At 72.2% G+C, this 14145-nt stretch carries 18 protein-coding genes and 1 riboswitch; of the genes, 11 read left to right on the top strand and 7 right to left on the bottom strand.

Annotated features, from left to right (window positions below):
* Positions 1 to 76: 76 nt before the first annotated feature.
* The 5 genes from OOJ98_RS10955 to OOJ98_RS10935 form a co-directional block, all read right to left on the bottom strand.
* Positions 77 to 751, bottom strand: coding sequence for an urease accessory protein UreF (locus OOJ98_RS10955; RefSeq protein WP_267054435.1), 675 nt, complete (start codon positions 749 to 751; stop codon positions 77 to 79).
* A gap of 14 nt (positions 752 to 765) precedes the next feature.
* Positions 766 to 2487, bottom strand: a complete 1722-nt coding sequence (locus OOJ98_RS10950; RefSeq protein WP_267054434.1) for an urease subunit alpha — start codon at positions 2485 to 2487, stop codon at positions 766 to 768.
* The gene (locus OOJ98_RS10945; RefSeq protein ID WP_267054433.1) at positions 2480 to 2791 is read right to left on the bottom strand and encodes an urease subunit beta; all 312 of its coding nucleotides are present in this window, start codon (positions 2789 to 2791) and stop codon (positions 2480 to 2482) included. The genes OOJ98_RS10950 and OOJ98_RS10945 overlap by 8 nt, the downstream gene beginning before the upstream one ends.
* Positions 2792 to 2805: 14 nt before the next feature.
* The gene (locus tag OOJ98_RS10940) at positions 2806 to 3108 is read right to left on the bottom strand and encodes an urease subunit gamma (protein WP_267054432.1); all 303 of its coding nucleotides are present in this window, start codon (positions 3106 to 3108) and stop codon (positions 2806 to 2808) included.
* Positions 3109 to 3467: 359 nt separating this feature from the next.
* A complete protein-coding gene (locus tag OOJ98_RS10935) occupies positions 3468 to 3752 on the bottom strand; it encodes a type II toxin-antitoxin system Phd/YefM family antitoxin (protein ID WP_267054431.1) in 285 nt (94 codons plus the stop codon).
* A 294-nt stretch (positions 3753 to 4046) separates the two neighbouring features.
* Between OOJ98_RS10935 and OOJ98_RS10930 the strand changes: the two genes are divergently transcribed.
* The 3 genes from OOJ98_RS10930 (at position 4047) to OOJ98_RS10920 (ending at position 5985) form a co-directional block, all read left to right on the top strand.
* Positions 4047 to 4673: an ATP-dependent Clp protease proteolytic subunit gene (locus OOJ98_RS10930; protein ID WP_267054430.1), complete on the top strand. Its 627-nt coding sequence runs from the start codon at positions 4047 to 4049 to the stop codon at positions 4671 to 4673.
* 6 nt (positions 4674 to 4679) lie between these two features.
* Positions 4680 to 4988, top strand: coding sequence for a hypothetical protein (locus OOJ98_RS10925; protein ID WP_267054429.1), 309 nt, complete (start codon positions 4680 to 4682; stop codon positions 4986 to 4988).
* 326 nt (positions 4989 to 5314) lie between these two features.
* Positions 5315 to 5510, top strand: a riboswitch (cyclic di-AMP (ydaO/yuaA leader).
* A 4-nt stretch (positions 5511 to 5514) separates the two neighbouring features.
* On the top strand, positions 5515 to 5985 hold the full coding sequence (locus OOJ98_RS10920) for a C40 family peptidase (protein ID WP_267054428.1): 471 nt from the start codon (positions 5515 to 5517) through the stop codon (positions 5983 to 5985).
* A 61-nt stretch (positions 5986 to 6046) separates the two neighbouring features.
* Here the strand turns inward: OOJ98_RS10920 and OOJ98_RS10915 are convergent, their stop codons facing one another.
* Entirely contained in the window at positions 6047 to 6490 is a 444-nt protein-coding gene (locus tag OOJ98_RS10915) for an ATP-binding protein (protein WP_267054427.1), read from the bottom strand.
* A gap of 237 nt (positions 6491 to 6727) precedes the next feature.
* On the opposite strand from OOJ98_RS10915, the gene OOJ98_RS10910 reads away from it, so the two are divergent.
* Both OOJ98_RS10910 and OOJ98_RS10905 read left to right on the top strand, forming a co-directional pair.
* Positions 6728 to 7597, top strand: coding sequence for a helix-turn-helix transcriptional regulator (locus tag OOJ98_RS10910; protein ID WP_267054426.1), 870 nt, complete (start codon positions 6728 to 6730; stop codon positions 7595 to 7597).
* A gap of 23 nt (positions 7598 to 7620) precedes the next feature.
* Positions 7621 to 7842, top strand: coding sequence for a DUF397 domain-containing protein (locus tag OOJ98_RS10905; RefSeq protein WP_267054425.1), 222 nt, complete (start codon positions 7621 to 7623; stop codon positions 7840 to 7842).
* Positions 7843 to 7849: 7 nt separating this feature from the next.
* On the opposite strand, the gene OOJ98_RS10900 is transcribed toward OOJ98_RS10905, so the two are convergent.
* Complete coding sequence (locus OOJ98_RS10900) at positions 7850 to 8992, bottom strand: 8-amino-7-oxononanoate synthase (protein WP_267054424.1); 1143 nt, start codon at positions 8990 to 8992, stop codon at positions 7850 to 7852.
* A gap of 144 nt (positions 8993 to 9136) precedes the next feature.
* Between OOJ98_RS10900 and bioB the strand changes: the two genes are divergently transcribed.
* From bioB to OOJ98_RS10870, 6 genes are all read left to right on the top strand, one after another.
* A complete protein-coding gene (bioB, locus tag OOJ98_RS10895) occupies positions 9137 to 10384 on the top strand; it encodes a biotin synthase BioB (protein WP_267054423.1) in 1248 nt (415 codons plus the stop codon).
* Positions 10377 to 11666, top strand: coding sequence for an adenosylmethionine--8-amino-7-oxononanoate transaminase (locus tag OOJ98_RS10890; protein WP_267054422.1), 1290 nt, complete (start codon positions 10377 to 10379; stop codon positions 11664 to 11666). Before bioB ends, OOJ98_RS10890 begins: the two co-directional genes overlap by 8 nt.
* A 1-nt stretch (position 11667) precedes the next feature.
* Positions 11668 to 12360: a dethiobiotin synthase gene (bioD, locus tag OOJ98_RS10885; protein WP_267054421.1), complete on the top strand. Its 693-nt coding sequence runs from the start codon at positions 11668 to 11670 to the stop codon at positions 12358 to 12360.
* Positions 12360 to 12722 carry a VOC family protein gene (locus OOJ98_RS10880; RefSeq protein ID WP_267054420.1) on the top strand — a complete coding sequence of 121 codons (363 nt, stop codon included), beginning with the start codon at positions 12360 to 12362 and terminating at the stop codon, positions 12720 to 12722. Before bioD ends, OOJ98_RS10880 begins: the two co-directional genes overlap by 1 nt.
* 108 nt (positions 12723 to 12830) lie before the next feature.
* Complete coding sequence (locus OOJ98_RS10875; protein ID WP_267054419.1) at positions 12831 to 13511, top strand: class I SAM-dependent methyltransferase; 681 nt, start codon at positions 12831 to 12833, stop codon at positions 13509 to 13511.
* 83 nt (positions 13512 to 13594) lie between these two features.
* Positions 13595 to 14017: a GNAT family N-acetyltransferase gene (locus tag OOJ98_RS10870; protein WP_267054418.1), complete on the top strand. Its 423-nt coding sequence runs from the start codon at positions 13595 to 13597 to the stop codon at positions 14015 to 14017.
* Positions 14018 to 14145 lie beyond the last annotated feature (128 nt).

Here is a 14145-nt window from a genome sequence, read left to right as displayed (position 1 = left end):
GGGCGTCGGAGGACGAGCGGCGTGCGGGCGCGAACGGGGTCCGGGGGCGGAGCCCCCGGGACGGAGGGAGCCGCTCCTACGACGCGAACAGCCGTACCGGCCACGCCGCATGCGCCTCCGCCATCACATCGAGCAGCGGAGCCGAGGCCGCGGGCAGCGCGTCGACGCCGTCCACCACCGCCTCCGCCGCGGCGACGGCCGCCCGCCGGGCCACCTCGTCCAGCTCGGGCGCGAGCCGCGCGAGGACGCCCGTCGCGTCGAACGGGTCGAGGCTCAGGAGCCGTACCGCCGCCGTGGCCGGCCCGCTGACCATCTCGTACGCCACGCAGTGCCCCGCGGCCTCGGGCCCGAGGCCCGCCGCGCGCGCGGCGAGACCGAGCACGATCGGCTGGTGCGCGCCGCGCGGGCGCGCCGCGGCGAGGGCGTGGAGCTCGTCGCTCGGCCAGGTCGCGCGGGCCGCCCGCATCATCTGGCGCCCGAGTTTGCGGGCGGTGGTCCGCAGCGCGGGCGACGGGGTGCGGGCGTCCGCGGCCTCGTCGAGGACGAGCGGGTCGAGGCCGGCCGCGGCCGCCGCGGCGAGCGCGGCGGAGGTGAGGCCGGCGGTGTGCAGCCGGCCCCGGCAGAACTCCGCGAGGTCGGCCGGGGTGCGGATGCGTCCCGCCCTGACGGCCGCTTCGGCGCCGCCCGAGTGGGCGTGGCCACCGGCTGGGAAACGGCCGTCGGCGAGGACGAGCAGGGCAGCGCGACTCATGTGATGCCAGCCCGTCAGAAGAGGAAGTACCGCTGGGCCATGGGCAGTTCGGCGGCCGGAGCGGGCTCCACCACGTCCCCGTCGATGCTCACGGTGAACGTGTCCGGATCGACCCTGACGTCGGGCAGCGCGTCGTTCTCGCGCATGTCCGCCTTGCCGACCCGCCGGGTGTTCTTGATGGCCACGAACTCCTTGCCGAGGCCGAGCCGTTCGGGAAGCCCGTCCTCGATCGCCGCCGAGGAGACGAAGTTGAGGGAGTTGGCGGCGGGCGCCCTGCCCTGCGCGCCGAACATGGGCCGGGGCAGGATCGGCTGCGGGGTGGGGATCGACGCGTTGGCGTCGCCCATCTGCGCGTACGCGATCTGGCCGCCCTTGATGACGAGCTGCGGCTTGACGCCGAAGAAGGCCGGCTCCCACAGGACCAGGTCGGCGAGCTTGCCGCTCTCCACGGAGCCGATCTGGTGGTCGAGGCCCTGGGCGACGGCCGGGTTGATCGTGTATTTGGCGACATAGCGACGGACCCGGTGGTTGTCGGCCCGTCCGTCGCCCGCGAGCGCGCCGCGCCGCACCTTCATGACGTGCGCGGTCTGCCAGGTCCGCAGCACGACCTCGCCGATCCGGCCCATCGCCTGCGAGTCGGAGGAGATGATCGAGATGGCGCCCAGGTCGTGCAGGAAGTCCTCGGCCGCGATGGTGGAGGGCCGGATGCGGGACTCCGCGAAGGCCAAGTCCTCCGGCACGGCGGGGTTGAGGTGGTGACAGACCATCAGCATGTCGAGGTGTTCCTCGATGGTGTTGACGGTGTGCGGACGGGTCGGGTTGGTGGAGCTGGGCAGCACGTTGGGCTGCGAGACCACGGTGATGATGTCGGGCGCGTGGCCGCCGCCCGCACCCTCGGTGTGGTACGAGTGGATCGAGCGCCCCGCGATGGCGGCGAGGGTGTCGGCGACGAAGCCCGCCTCGTTCAGCGTGTCGGTGTGGATGGCGAGTTGGGCGCCGGTCTCCTCGCAGACGTTCAGGCAGGCGTCGATGACGGCGGGGGTGGCCCCCCAGTCCTCGTGGATCTTGAACCCGAGCGCCCCGCCGCGCAGTTGGGAGTACATGGCCTCCCGGGACATCGTGTTGCCCTTGCCGAGCAGGCCGATGTTGACGGGGGCGTTCTCCAGGGCGGCGAACATCCGGGCCAGGTGCCAGGGGCCCGGGGTGACCGTGGTGGCCTTGGAGCCCTCGGCGGGGCCGGTGCCGCCGCCGACCAGGGTGGTGATGCCCGAGGAGAGCGCCTGGTCGATGAGGGTGGGCGAGATGAAGTGGACGTGGGTGTCGACGGCGCCCGCGGTGAGGATCTTCCCGTTGCCGGCGATGATCTCGGTCTCGGGCCCGATGACGAGGTCGGGGTGGACGCCGTCCATCGTGTCGGGGTTGCCGGCCTTGCCGATGCCGGTGATCCGGCCGTCGCGGATCCCGATGTCCGCCTTGACGATGCCCCAGTGGTCGATGATCACGGCGCCGGTGACAACGGTGTCGGGAGCGCCTTCGGCGCGGGTGGTCCGCGCTTGGCCCATGGACTCGCGGATCACCTTGCCGCCGCCGAACACGGCCTCGTCGCCCGATCGTCCGGGGCCGCCCGAGCGGTCCTCCTCGATCTCGACGAGGAGGTCGGTGTCAGCGAGCCGGATGCGGTCGCCGGCGGTGGGGCCGAACAGGTCGGCGTAGACGGCTCGGTCGAGGTCAGTCATCAAGGGCGCCTTCGGTCTCTGCGCGCAGGCCCGGCACGATGCGCCGTCCGGCCAGCGGGACTAGTTCCACATCGACGGGGATGCCGGGCTCGAACCGCACGGCGGTGCCGGCGGCGATGTGAAGTCGCTTGCCCCGGGCAACCGTACGGTCGAAATCGAGCCCGGGATTTGCCTCGGCGAAGTGGTAGTGGGAGCCGACCTGGACGGGCCGGTCGGCCGCGTTCACGACGGTCAGCCGGACGGTCTCACAGCCCTCGTTGAGGACGATGGGCGTGTCGGCGAAGAGGATCTCTCCGGGAATCACGGCGCTCCTCCCCGTCAGACGATCGGCTCGTGGACGGTCACGAGCTTGGTGCCGTCGGGGAAGGTCGCCTCGACCTGGACATCGTGGATCATCTCCGGGATGCCCGGCATCACATCGGCCCGGGTGAGCAACTTCCGCCCCGAGGACATGAGTTCGGCCACCGTGCGGCCGTCGCGGGCCCCTTCGAGGATGTGCGAGGTGATGAGGGCGACGGACTCGGGGTGGTTGAGTTTCACCCCGCGGGCTCTGCGCTTCTCCGCCACGTCGGCGGCTACATGGATGAGCAGACGTTCCTGCTCGTGCGGCGTCAGTTGCACGCTTTCCACCTCACAGTCGTGCCTTCCGTCCACGGACAGCCGTGCACGGACCCAGCGGCGTCGAGGCGGAGACCGGTCGGACGGCGGGCCACTTCCACTCGGACGCAGCGGAACCGTATCCGACTGCAACAACTTGTTGAACTGCAACTCCAGGCCCCTTGGCCAGGCATTGCACGTTAGGGCGGAAGTTTTTCCAGCACGTTAACTGACGCTTTAGGAAGACGTGATCATCGAAGCGGAACGACACACCCCGCCGACGCGTGCACGGGGCACCTTTCATCGGCGGGACGGAGGACGCCTCCAGGCACGGCACGCACCGGCGCGGGCGGCAGGCCGGGTGGGCGCCGCGGGCTCTCGGGTCAGTCGCCGACGTGCGGGCCGCGGTGCTCGGCGGCGATCCCGAAGCGGCGGTGCTCCGCGGGGGCGGTCGGCGTCACGTGGTGCACGGAGGAGAGCGAACCGGCCACCTGCTGCTCCTCCTGCTGCCGGTCGGCCTCCAGCTTCTCCAGGTCGGCGGCGGACACCAGCGCGACGAGGGGCTTGCCGTGGCGCGTCACCACGACCCGCTCCCCGCCGTACACCACGCGGTTGATCAGCTCCGCGAGTTCTGCGCGGGCTTGCGTCACCGGAATCTCGTAGGCCATGCACCCAGCTTAGACTCCGCCCCCGCCGGGCGCCCGACCCTGCGAGAGGCATCGAAACCGCAGGTCAGAAGCGTATCGGCGGCTCCGGTTCCGCGCGGTTGATCCGGCGCTCGGGCCACGGACGGATCATCCGGCCCCGCATGCCTCGACGCGCCCCCGCGCTCGCTGTCAGCGCAATCGCCGTCGTCCCCTTGCTTCCGGGGGCAGGCAGGCAGAAGCTCAAGGGACCGCTCTGTACATCCTGTACATTTATTACAGGTCCCCTCGGGGGTCGACCCGGAAGAGGTAGCCGTCGTGAACCACCGCCCCGCCGCCCGCCATGTCCTGCCCGAGTTCCAGGAGCGCACCGCCGTCGGCGTCCGCACGCTGGATCCGTACTCCAAGCTCTTCGAGGAGCGGATCGTCTTCCTCGGCACACCGGTCGACGACGCCTCGGCCAACGACGTGATGGCCCAGCTCATGCACCTGGAGTACACGGACCCCGACCGGGACATCTCCCTCTACATCAACTCCCCCGGCGGCTCGCTCACCGCGATGACCGCGATCCACGACGCGATGCGGTTCGTCACCTGCGACGTGCAGACGTTCTGCCTCGGTCAGGTGAGTGCGGTGGCCGTGCTGCTCGCGGCCGGCACGCCGGGCAAGCGCATGGTGCAGCCGGCGTCCCGGGTGCTGCTGCGTCAGCCGGCCCTGGAGGAGCCGCTGCGCGGTCAGCCGTCCGATCTGGCGATCCAGGCGGCGGAAGTGCTGCGCGGCCGGGCCCTTCTGACGGGGCTTCTGGCCGGATACACCGGGCGGAGCGCCGAGCAGGTGACCGCCGACATCGAGCGGGACCTGATCCTCGACGCGGAGGCGGCGGTCGCGTACGGGCTCGCCGATCACGTGCTCGTCAGCCGCAAGACCTCCTCGCGCGAGAGGTGAACCACGGTGCTGCCGCCCGAACTTCCGCCGCTGCCCGCGCTCACCCGCGCCGAGGGCGCGTTCATCGACTCCTATCTCGAAGTGGTCGATTCGCTCGGCCGCATCAACCCCGCCCACGGCCACGACACCTATGGCGCGCTGCGTGCGGCCCAGGCCCTGGTGGGCCGGGCGGCCGCGCTCAGGGACGCGCTCACTCTGATGCATCTGCGCGGCGAGGAGCGGGTGGACGCCGGCACGCTGACGCGGGCGCTGCGCGTCCTCGACGGCGAACGGCGGGCGGGGCGGCTCATGGTGCCGCCGCCGAAGGCGGGTTAGCGGACACCGAACGGAGCAAAGGGGATCCGACGCGCTCAAGGGGCCGGCGAAACGGACCAGAAGGAGTACCCCCGATCGGCCCACCCGCGGCTCCTTTGATCGGCCCTTACGAGTTGCTTACGACGTCCGCCAACTATGCGGAATCGATCCTTCCGTTGCTGGTACGAGGCTCGTCGACCCCTTTCGCCGGGGTGGCGAACCACCCTTGTCCACCCAAACGGTTCATCCGTGAGCAGCCTCACACAAAGCCGTTTCGGGTCGGAAATACGACAGTCGGTGCGTGAAGATCCCTGAGACGACAAGCCCCCGCCGCCGCGGCGGGGCGGTCCGGGCGGACGCCGAGTCCTGCCGCCGTTCCGGGCGTCTGGTCGACAGGAGTGGACCGGCAGGAGTGGAGGACCCGAGTACTTCGGGAGAGCCGGACACGGGCTCTCCCTCGGGGTGAAGCCGCGCGAGCGGCCGGGCGTCTTCGCCAGTCCGAACCCGACAGGTCATCCTTCGCAGGCGGTTTGACGAAGGGTTGCGCATGACTGCGCAGACATACGTACCGTCACTGGCCGTCCGCCTCGGCGCCGTCTGTGCCCTCACCCTCGCCGTGAGCGCCACGACGCTGGCACCGGGCGCCGCACCCGGGGCGAACGCCGCCGCGGTGGCCGCGAGGGCTCTGCACGTGGCCGCGTCGAAGAAGGGCGCGCCCTACCAGTTCGGCGCGTCGGGGCCGTCCCGCTTCGACTGTTCGGGGCTCACGCTCTACTCGTTCAAGCAGGCGGGCCGCAGGCTGCCCCGCTCGGCGCAGCAGCAGTACAACAGCTCCCGGCATGTGTCGGCCTCCTCGCGCAGGGCCGGCGACCTGGTGTTCTTCCACTCCGGGGGCAGCGTGTACCACGTGGGCATCTATGCGGGAGAGGGCAGGATCTGGCACTCCCCCAAGACCGGGACCGTGGTGCGCCTGGAGCGGATCTGGAGCCACAGCGTCTGGTACGGACGCGTGGGCTGACCGGGCGTCAGCAGGGGCCTGGAGCGGCCCTCCCCGCGCCACGGGGTCCGGCGGCCGGGCCCTAGCCGCTCTGCACCGCCGCCGTCCCCGTGCGCCACGGCAGGGCGATCCAGACGGTCTTGCCGCCGTCCGCCGTGGGCGCGACCGACAGCTTTCCGCCGGACTCGGCGGCGAGCCAGCGGATGATGACCATGCCCCGTCCGTTGTCCTGCTGCACGGCCGCGGGCAATCGTTTCGGCCAGCGCGGGTGGCTGTCGGTGACCCCGACCCTCAGCACCTCCTCGCGTTCGAGACGGAGCTCCACCGTGAAGGTGGGCGACTGTCCGAGGGTGTGCTGCACGGCGTTGGTGGCGAGCTCCGAGACGATGAGCCGCACCGTGTCGACGGCTTCCGCGTCGGGCGGCAGGCCCCAATCGGCGAGGATTCCCGCGACGTAGCGCCGCGCGTCGGAGACCGAGGCGGGATCGCTCGGCAGCGTGACGGTTGCTTCGAGATGGTCTGCCATGGCGACGCTGTCCCTTTCCCACCCGGGGCCGGCTCGATGTCTCGTAGCGGATGAGCGCTCACGCAGACGTTGTCGGCCTCGGACTGTGCTTCGCGCCAGAGTGCCACTCATCGTGCCGGTCTCGGGTGCGATCCACCAAGATATGCATATATCTGTCGCTCAAAGCGGTGAACTCTGCGACGGAAGACCGGATTTGGGCCCACACTTACCCCTCGCCGGGAAGCGGAGGAGGCGGCCATGGGGCACGGACCGGCGGTGCGCAGACGCAAGCTCGGCGAGGAGTTGCGCCGGCTGCGCGACCGGGCGGGGCTCACCAGCGGGGAGGCGGCCGCCCGGGTCGGCTGGCACCAGTCGAAGGTGAGCCGGATCGAGACCGGGCGCAGCGGGGTGAAGCCGGCCGACGTGGCCCGGCTGCTCGACGCCTACGAGGTCCTCGACCCCCAACTTCGCGCCCTGTTGGGCGCGTTGGCGGATTCGGCGGGGAGCGGCGGGGTGGACTGGACGCGCGCGTACAGCGGGCTGCTGCCACCGCAGTACCGCGACTTCATCAGCCTGGAGTCGCAGGCGCGTTCGGCCCGCACCCTGGAGACGTCGGTGGTGCCCGGTCTGCTCCAGACGCCGGCGTACGCGCGGGCGATGACGCGGGCCGCGCTCGGAGGTCTCTCGCCGGCGAAGGTGGACTCCCTGGTGGAGGTGCGGCTCGCCCGTCAGGAGGTGCTGCGCGCCGATCCCCCGCTGATGTTGAGCGCGGTCATCGACGAGGCGGTGGTGCGCCGACGGGTGGGCGGCCCCGCGGCGATGCGCGAACAGTTACGTCATCTGCTCGACGTGGCCGCGCTCGAACACGTCCGGCTGCAGGTCATTCCGTTCCACCGCGGCGGCTATGTGGGACTGACGGGTCCCTTTCTTATATTTTCGTTTCCGGCCATTTCTGATCTGGACGTGGTGGTTATCGACCACTTGACGAGTAGCCTCTACCTCGAACGGAGAGAAGACCTTGAGGCGTACAGTGCCGCGTTCCAGAGCGTCCAGGCACTCGCGCTTTCCTCCGAGGACTCGTTGGATCTCATCGCCAGGGCTGCCCGGGACGAAGACGAACCGGGCTAGTCCGTGGCGGGTGGGGAGGCTAGATGTCCGCGCATCCCGCACACGTTCCCTCCAGCACATCCCTCACCCATGCCTCGTGGCGGCGCAGCAGCCGTAGCGTGGGCATGAACAACTGTGTCGAGACGGCCCGGCTCAAGGGCGAGCTGCTTGCCGTGCGCGACTCCCAACGGATCGAAGGCCCCGCGCTGCTCTTCGGCGACCTGGCCTGGCACCGCTTCATCTCGTCCCTTCGCAGGGCGAGTTGACGGTACGTCACACCGTGGGCGCGGTCCTCAGGATCGCGCCCACCGCCCTGTCGATCTGCTGCGGCGTCAGATCGGCCCGTGCGGTGAGCCGGATCCGCGAGATGCCGTCCGGCACCGACGGCGGGCGGAAGCAGCCCACGACCAGGCCGGCCGCCCGGCAGTCGGCGGCCCAGGCCACCGCGGCCTCCGGAGAGGGCGCCCGCACGGAGACCACCGCGGCGTCGGGACGCACCGCGGCATGCCCCGCGGCGGTGAGCCTGCCGTGCAGTTCGGCGGCGACCGCGCGGGCCCGCGCCGCGCGCTCCGGCTCCGCGCGCAGCAGGCGCAGCGCGGCGAGCGCGCCGCCGGCCGCCGCGGGGGCGAGCCCCGTGTCGAAGATGAAGGTGCGCGCCGCGTTCACCAGGTGCCGCACGACCCGGGCGGGCCCGAGGACCGCGCCGCCCTGGCTGCCGAGCGACTTCGACAGGGTGACGGTGGCGACGACGTCCTCGGCGCCCGCGAGCCCCACCGCATGGAGCGCGCCGCGCCCGCCCGCGCCGAGCACCCCGAGCCCATGCGCGTCGTCCACGACGAGCGCCGCCCCGAACTCCCGGCACTTTTCGGCCAGTTGGGGCAGCGGTGCGGCGTCGCCGTCCACCGAGAACACCGAGTCGGACACCACGAGAGCCGGGCCGTCGTGGGCGTCGAGGGCCTTGCGCACGGCGTCGGGATCGGAGTGCGGCACGACCTCCGTCCGGGCCCGTGCGAGCCGGCAGCCGTCGACGATGGAGGCGTGGTTGGCGGCGTCGGAGACGATCAGGGAGCCGTGCGGGCCGAGCGCGGTCAGGGCAGCCAGGTTCGCCGCGTACCCGGAGGAGAAGACGAGGGCGGCCTCGAAGCCGCAGAAGTCGGCGAGTTCGCGCTCCAGCTCCGCGTGGAGCGCCGTGGTGCCGGTGACCAGGCGGGAGCCGGTCGCACCGGCGCCCCAGCGGTGCGCCGCCTCGGCGGCCGAGGCCGTGACCGCCGGGTGCCGGGTGAGCCCGAGGTAGTCGTTGCTCGCCAGGTCGAGGAGGTCCTGGCCGGCGTCGCGGGGCCGGAGCGTACGGACCAGACCGGCGCGCTCGCGGCGCTCCGATTCTCTGTCGATCCAGTCGAACGGCGCTCGCAACATGGTGGAGTCCCTTTTGTAGGCTGCCGACAGACCCTAGCCGGTGCCATGACTGGTCATGGTGTGGCGATACACACACCTCAAACGGACTGTGTTGTGGGATCCCTACCTTGGCCAGGGGCGGTGCCGTGCGCGAAGATCGGCGCCATGGACCTGCTGAACACGCTGGTGGACAAGGGGTTGCGGCGCGAACTGCCGACCCGCGAAGAGGCACTCGCCGTACTGGCGACCTCCGACGACGAACTGCTCGATGTGGTGGCCGCGGCCGGCAAGGTGCGCCGCCAGTGGTTCGGCCGCCGGGTGAAGCTGAACTATCTGGTGAACCTGAAGTCGGGCCTGTGCCCCGAGGACTGTTCGTACTGCTCCCAGCGGCTCGGCTCCAAGGCCGACATCCTGAAGTACACCTGGCTCAAGCCGGACGAGGCCTCGAAGGCGGCGGCCGCGGGCGTGGCCGGCGGCGCGAAGCGGGTCTGCCTGGTGGCCAGTGGCCGCGGCCCCACGGACCGCGACATCGCCCGCGTCTCGGAGACCATCGAGACGATCAAGGAGCAGAACGAGGGCGTCGAGGTCTGCGCCTGCCTCGGGCTGCTCTCCGACGGCCAGGCCGAGCGGCTGCGTGCGGCGGGCGCGGACGCCTACAACCACAACCTGAACACGTCCGAGGCGACGTACGGGGAGATCACCTCCACGCACACCTACCAGGACCGCGTGGACACCGTGACCAAGGCGCACGGCGCGGGGCTCTCGGCCTGCTCGGGCCTGATCGCGGGCATGGGCGAGTCCGACGAGGACCTGGTGGACGTCGTCTTCTCGCTGCGCGAGCTCGACCCGGACTCGGTGCCGGTGAACTTCCTCATCCCGTTCGAGGGGACCCCGCTCGGCAAGGAGTGGAACCTCACCCCGCAGCGCTGCCTGCGCATCCTCGCCATGACCCGGTTCGTCTGCCCGGACGTCGAGGTGCGGCTCGCGGGCGGCCGTGAGGTGCATCTGCGCTCGATGCAGCCGCTCGCGCTCCACCTGGTCAACTCGATCTTCCTCGGCGACTACCTGACCAGCGAGGGCCAGGCGGGACAGACCGACCTCGACATGATCGCGGACGCCGGGTTCGAGGTGGAGGGCGCCGGTACCACGACGCTGCCGCGCCACCGCGCCGACGCGCTCGCCGCCGCGGGCTGCGGCACGGACGCCGCCGCGTCGGGCTGCGGCAGCTCGGCCTCCGGCTGCGGTGCGCACGACGAGAGCGGCGGCGGCTCCCACGAGGGCGGCGGCTGCGGGCCCTGCGGGGGCCACGGCGCGCCCGAGCTGCCCGAGCAGGCGCCCGCCGACCAGGCGCGCACGGACCTGGTGGCCGTGCGCCGCCGCGGCGCGGGGACGGATCTCGCGCCCAATGCCTGACCTCTCCCCCGCCCACCTGCTCGACCTGGACCGCCGGCACGTCTGGCATCCGTACGGTCCGATGCCGGGCCGCCAAGAGCAGCTCCTGGTGGAATCGGCGTCGGGCGTACGGCTGCGGCTGGCCGAACCGGCGTACGGGCAGCGCGAGTTGATCGACGGCATGGCGTCGTGGTGGTCGGCCGTGCACGGCTACAACCACCCGGTGCTCAACGAGGCGGCCCGCGGCCAGCTCGACCGGATGAGCCATGTCATGTTCGGCGGGCTCACCCATGAGCCCGCCGTGCGGCTCGCGGCCCGGCTCGTGGAGATCACGCCCGGCCCGCTCCAGCACGTCTTCCTCAGCGACTCCGGCTCGGTCTCGGTCGAGGTCGCCGTGAAGATGTGCCTGCAGTACTGGCGCTCGGTCGGGCAGCCGCGCAAGCAGCGGCTCATGACCTGGCGCGGCGGCTACCACGGCGACACCTGGCAGCCCATGTCGGTGTGCGACCCCGAGGGCGGGATGCACGAGCTGTGGCAGGGCGTGCTGCCCCGGCAGCTCTTCGTGGGCGCCCCGCCCACGGCGTTCGAGGAGTCGTACGCCCGGGAGCTGCGCGAGACGATCGCGCGGCACGCCGACGAGCTGGCCGCGGTCATCGTGGAGCCGGTGGTGCAGGGCGCGGGCGGCATGCGCTTCCACTCCCCGGCGTACCTGCGGGTGCTGCGCGAGGCGTGCGACGAGCACGGCGTGCTGCTGGTGCTCGACGAGATCGCGTCCGGTTTCGGCCGCACCGGGGAACTGTTCGCGGCCGATCACGCCGCGGTCTCACCGGATGTCATGTGCGTCGGCAAGGCGCTGACCGGCGGTTATCTGTCGATGGCGGCGACGCTGTGCACGAGCCGGGTCGCCGACGGCATCTCGTCGGGCGATGTTCCGGTGCTCGCCCACGGCCCGACGTTCATGGGCAATCCGCTGGCCGCGTCGGTGGCGCTCGCCTCGATCGACCTGCTGCTCGGCCAGGACTGGCGCGGCGAGGTCAGGAGGATCGAGGCGGGACTGCTCGACGGTCTCGGCGCGGCCCGCTCGATCGAGGGCGTACGCGATGTGCGGGTGCTCGGCGCCATCGGCGTGGTCCAGCTGGACCACGACGTGGACATGGGGGCCGCGACGGCGGCCGCGGTGCGCGAGGGCGTGTGGCTGCGGCCGTTCCGGGACTTGATCTACACGATGCCGCCCTATGTGACGGGCGACGACGATCTGGCGCGCATCTGCCGAGCGGTGTGCGCGGCCGCGCGGGAGGGCTGAGATGACGATTCTGGTCGTGAGCGGTACGGGGACCGAGATCGGCAAGACCATCACCACGGCGGCGATCGCCGCCCTCGCGCTCGCCGGCGGCCGTTCGGTGGCGGTGCTCAAGCCCGCCCAGACGGGGGTCGCGCCGGGCGAGCCGGGTGACGTGGCCGAGGTGCGGCGCCTGGCGGGCGACGCGGTGACCGGGGCCGAACTGGCCCGGTTCCCCGAGCCGTTGGCGCCCGGCACCGCCGCCCGCCGGGCCGGTATGACACCGGTCGGGCCCGCCGAAGTGGCCGAGGCAGCGGCGAAGCTGGCCACCGAGCACGACCTGGTCCTGGTCGAGGGCGCGGGCGGGCTCCTGGTCCGCTTCGACGAGGAGGGCGGCACCCTCGCGGACGCCGCCCGGATCCTCGGTGCGCCCGTGGTGGTGGTGACGCCCGCCGGACTGGGCACACTCAACTCGACGGCCCTGACCGGCGAGGCCCTGCGGGCCCGTGGCATCGAGTTCGCCGGGGTCGTCGTCGGCAGCTGGCCCGCCGAGCCCGACCTCGCCTCGCGCTGCAATCTGGTGGACCTGCCGGAGTCCGCGGGTGCACCCTTGCTCGGCACCGTGCCCGAGGGCGCCGGACGGCTGGCGCCCACCGACTTCCGTATCCGGGCGGCCCATTGGCTCGCCCCCGCGCTCGGCGGCGTTTGGAGTATCTGATGGCTGTGTTACGGGCCCGCCTCGGGCAGCTCGTCGTGGACTGTGCCGACCCGGGGCGGCTCGCCCGGTTCTGGGCGGCGCTGCTCGGCGGGCACCCCGTGCTCCGGGGCCCCTCGTGGGCCCATGTCGACCCGCCGGGTTCGCCCCGGCTCGCCTTCCAGAAGGTGCCGGAGGAGAAGGCGGTCAAGAACCGGCTGCACCTGGACCTCGCGGTCGAGGACGTGGGCCGGGCGCGGGCGGCGGCCGTGCGGCGCGGGGCGCGCCCGGTGGGCGCGACGGTGACCGACGAGCAGGGCGTCTTCCAGGTGATGACGGATCCCGAGGGCAACGAGTTCTGCTTCGTGGAGTCACCTGACGGGTGAGCGGGCCGCCGGGCGCGGGGCGATGCCGGCCCTGATGTCCGCGGACGGGTGAGCGGGCCCGGCGCGGGGACAATACGGGGAGGGGTCCGCAGTCTCAGGAGGTCCGCCATGGCGCCGCGCACCAGGCTCGCCCCGGATGCCGTGCACCATCCGGTGTTCGCCCGCTTCTACGCCCGCTACAGCGAGGCGGTCGACCGGAGGGCCGGGATCGCCCCGCACCGCGCCGAACTCCTCGACGGGCTGTCGGGCCGCGTCATCGAGATCGGCGCCGGGAACGGGCTCAACTTCGCGCACTATCCCGCGGCCGTCTCCGAGGTGGTGGCGCTCGAACCGGAGCGCACGCTACGGCAGTCGGCGGTCCGGGCGGCGCTCAGGGCCGATGTACCGGTGGACGTGGTGCCGGGTGCGGCGGAGGCGCTGCCCGTCAAGAGCGAGGCCTTCGACGCAGCGGTCGCCTCGCTCGTGCTGTGTTCGGTACGCGATCTGCCGCGCGCGCTCGGCGAGCTCCGCCGCGTGCTGCGCCCCGGCGGTGAGCTGCGCTTCTTCGAGCACGGCAGGGCCGAGGGCCGGGTGCTCGCGACCGTACAGCGGGGGGTGGACCGCACGGTGTGGCCGATGCTGTTCGGCGGCTGTCACACGGCGCGCGATCCGGTGGGCGCGATCGAGGCGGCCGGCTTCGAGATGGTGGGGTACCGCCGGCTGCGGGTGCCCGAACGGGGCATTCCGGCGCCGTCGTCGCCCTGTGTGCTCGGGGTGGCCCGGCGTCCGGCGCCGGGCCCGGACGAGTAGCGGGCGGAGCGGGCCCGCGGGACCGGCGTCCGTATGGCAGAACACCTGGTCGCGGGCGGGGCCGCGGTGGTGGGATGGCGCGCATGAACGAGCTGCGCATCCGGGCCGCGGGGCCCGATGATCTGGACACCGTGCTGGGCTTCTGGAAGACGGCCGCCGAGGGCACCAGCATCAGCGACGACCGAGCGGGTGTGGAGCGTCTCGTCGCCCGGGACCCCGAGGCGTTGATCCTGGCCGAGGACGACGGCGTGCTGGTCGGCACGGTGATCGCGGGGTTCGACGGCTGGCGCTGTCATCTCTACCGCCTCGCCGTCCGTCCGGACCACCGCCGCCGGGGCGTCGGCGGGGCGCTCCTGGCCGCGGCGGAGGACCGATTCGCGGCGCTCGGCGGGCGTCGGGCGGACGCCATGGTGCTGGTCCGCAACGAGCTCGCGCGGCATGCCTGGGCGGCGGCGGGGTACGAGCCGCAGGAGCAGTGGCGGCGCTGGGTGAAGCCCCTGGCCTGAGCCGTCGCACCACCTTCCCTTTGCCAGTGCTTTACCATGGGTGGACTTCGATCCACCGGATGAAAGGTGTGAGCGTCCGCCCATGGGCGAGCCTCCCAGTACCCGTACCGCCGCGCGACACCGCGCGC

Origin of the sequence: Streptomyces sp. NBC_00083 (assembly GCF_026343295.1) — a bacterium.
Lineage (GTDB): Bacteria > Actinomycetota > Actinomycetes > Streptomycetales > Streptomycetaceae > Streptomyces.
The sequence above is the reverse complement of the archived record's forward strand: the minus strand, read 5'-3'. Positions and strand labels throughout refer to the sequence as shown.

Bases quoted from the DNA above. Each gene is read 5' to 3' on its own strand.
- OOJ98_RS10890 (WP_267054422.1), top strand. From the start codon at position 10,377: ATGCCTGACCTCTCCCCCGCCCACCTGCTCGACCTGGACCGCCGGCAC.
- OOJ98_RS10935 (WP_267054431.1), bottom strand. From the start codon at position 3,752: ATGGCCTACGAGATTCCGGTGACGCAAGCCCGCGCAGAACTCGCGGAG.
- OOJ98_RS10905 (WP_267054425.1), top strand. From the start codon at position 7,621: ATGTCCGCGCATCCCGCACACGTTCCCTCCAGCACATCCCTCACCCAT.
- OOJ98_RS10920 (WP_267054428.1), top strand. From the start codon at position 5,515: ATGACTGCGCAGACATACGTACCGTCACTGGCCGTCCGCCTCGGCGCC.
- OOJ98_RS10870 (WP_267054418.1), top strand. From the start codon at position 13,595: ATGAACGAGCTGCGCATCCGGGCCGCGGGGCCCGATGATCTGGACACC.
- OOJ98_RS10950 (WP_267054434.1), bottom strand. From the start codon at position 2,487: ATGACTGACCTCGACCGAGCCGTCTACGCCGACCTGTTCGGCCCCACC.
- bioD (WP_267054421.1), top strand. From the start codon at position 11,668: ATGACGATTCTGGTCGTGAGCGGTACGGGGACCGAGATCGGCAAGACC.
- OOJ98_RS10875 (WP_267054419.1), top strand. From the start codon at position 12,831: ATGGCGCCGCGCACCAGGCTCGCCCCGGATGCCGTGCACCATCCGGTG.
- bioB (WP_267054423.1), top strand. From the start codon at position 9,137: ATGGACCTGCTGAACACGCTGGTGGACAAGGGGTTGCGGCGCGAACTG.
- OOJ98_RS10880 (WP_267054420.1), top strand. From the start codon at position 12,360: ATGGCTGTGTTACGGGCCCGCCTCGGGCAGCTCGTCGTGGACTGTGCC.
- OOJ98_RS10955 (WP_267054435.1), bottom strand. From the start codon at position 751: ATGAGTCGCGCTGCCCTGCTCGTCCTCGCCGACGGCCGTTTCCCAGCC.
- OOJ98_RS10900 (WP_267054424.1), bottom strand. From the start codon at position 8,992: ATGTTGCGAGCGCCGTTCGACTGGATCGACAGAGAATCGGAGCGCCGC.
- OOJ98_RS10915 (WP_267054427.1), bottom strand. From the start codon at position 6,490: ATGGCAGACCATCTCGAAGCAACCGTCACGCTGCCGAGCGATCCCGCC.
- OOJ98_RS10910 (WP_267054426.1), top strand. From the start codon at position 6,728: ATGGGGCACGGACCGGCGGTGCGCAGACGCAAGCTCGGCGAGGAGTTG.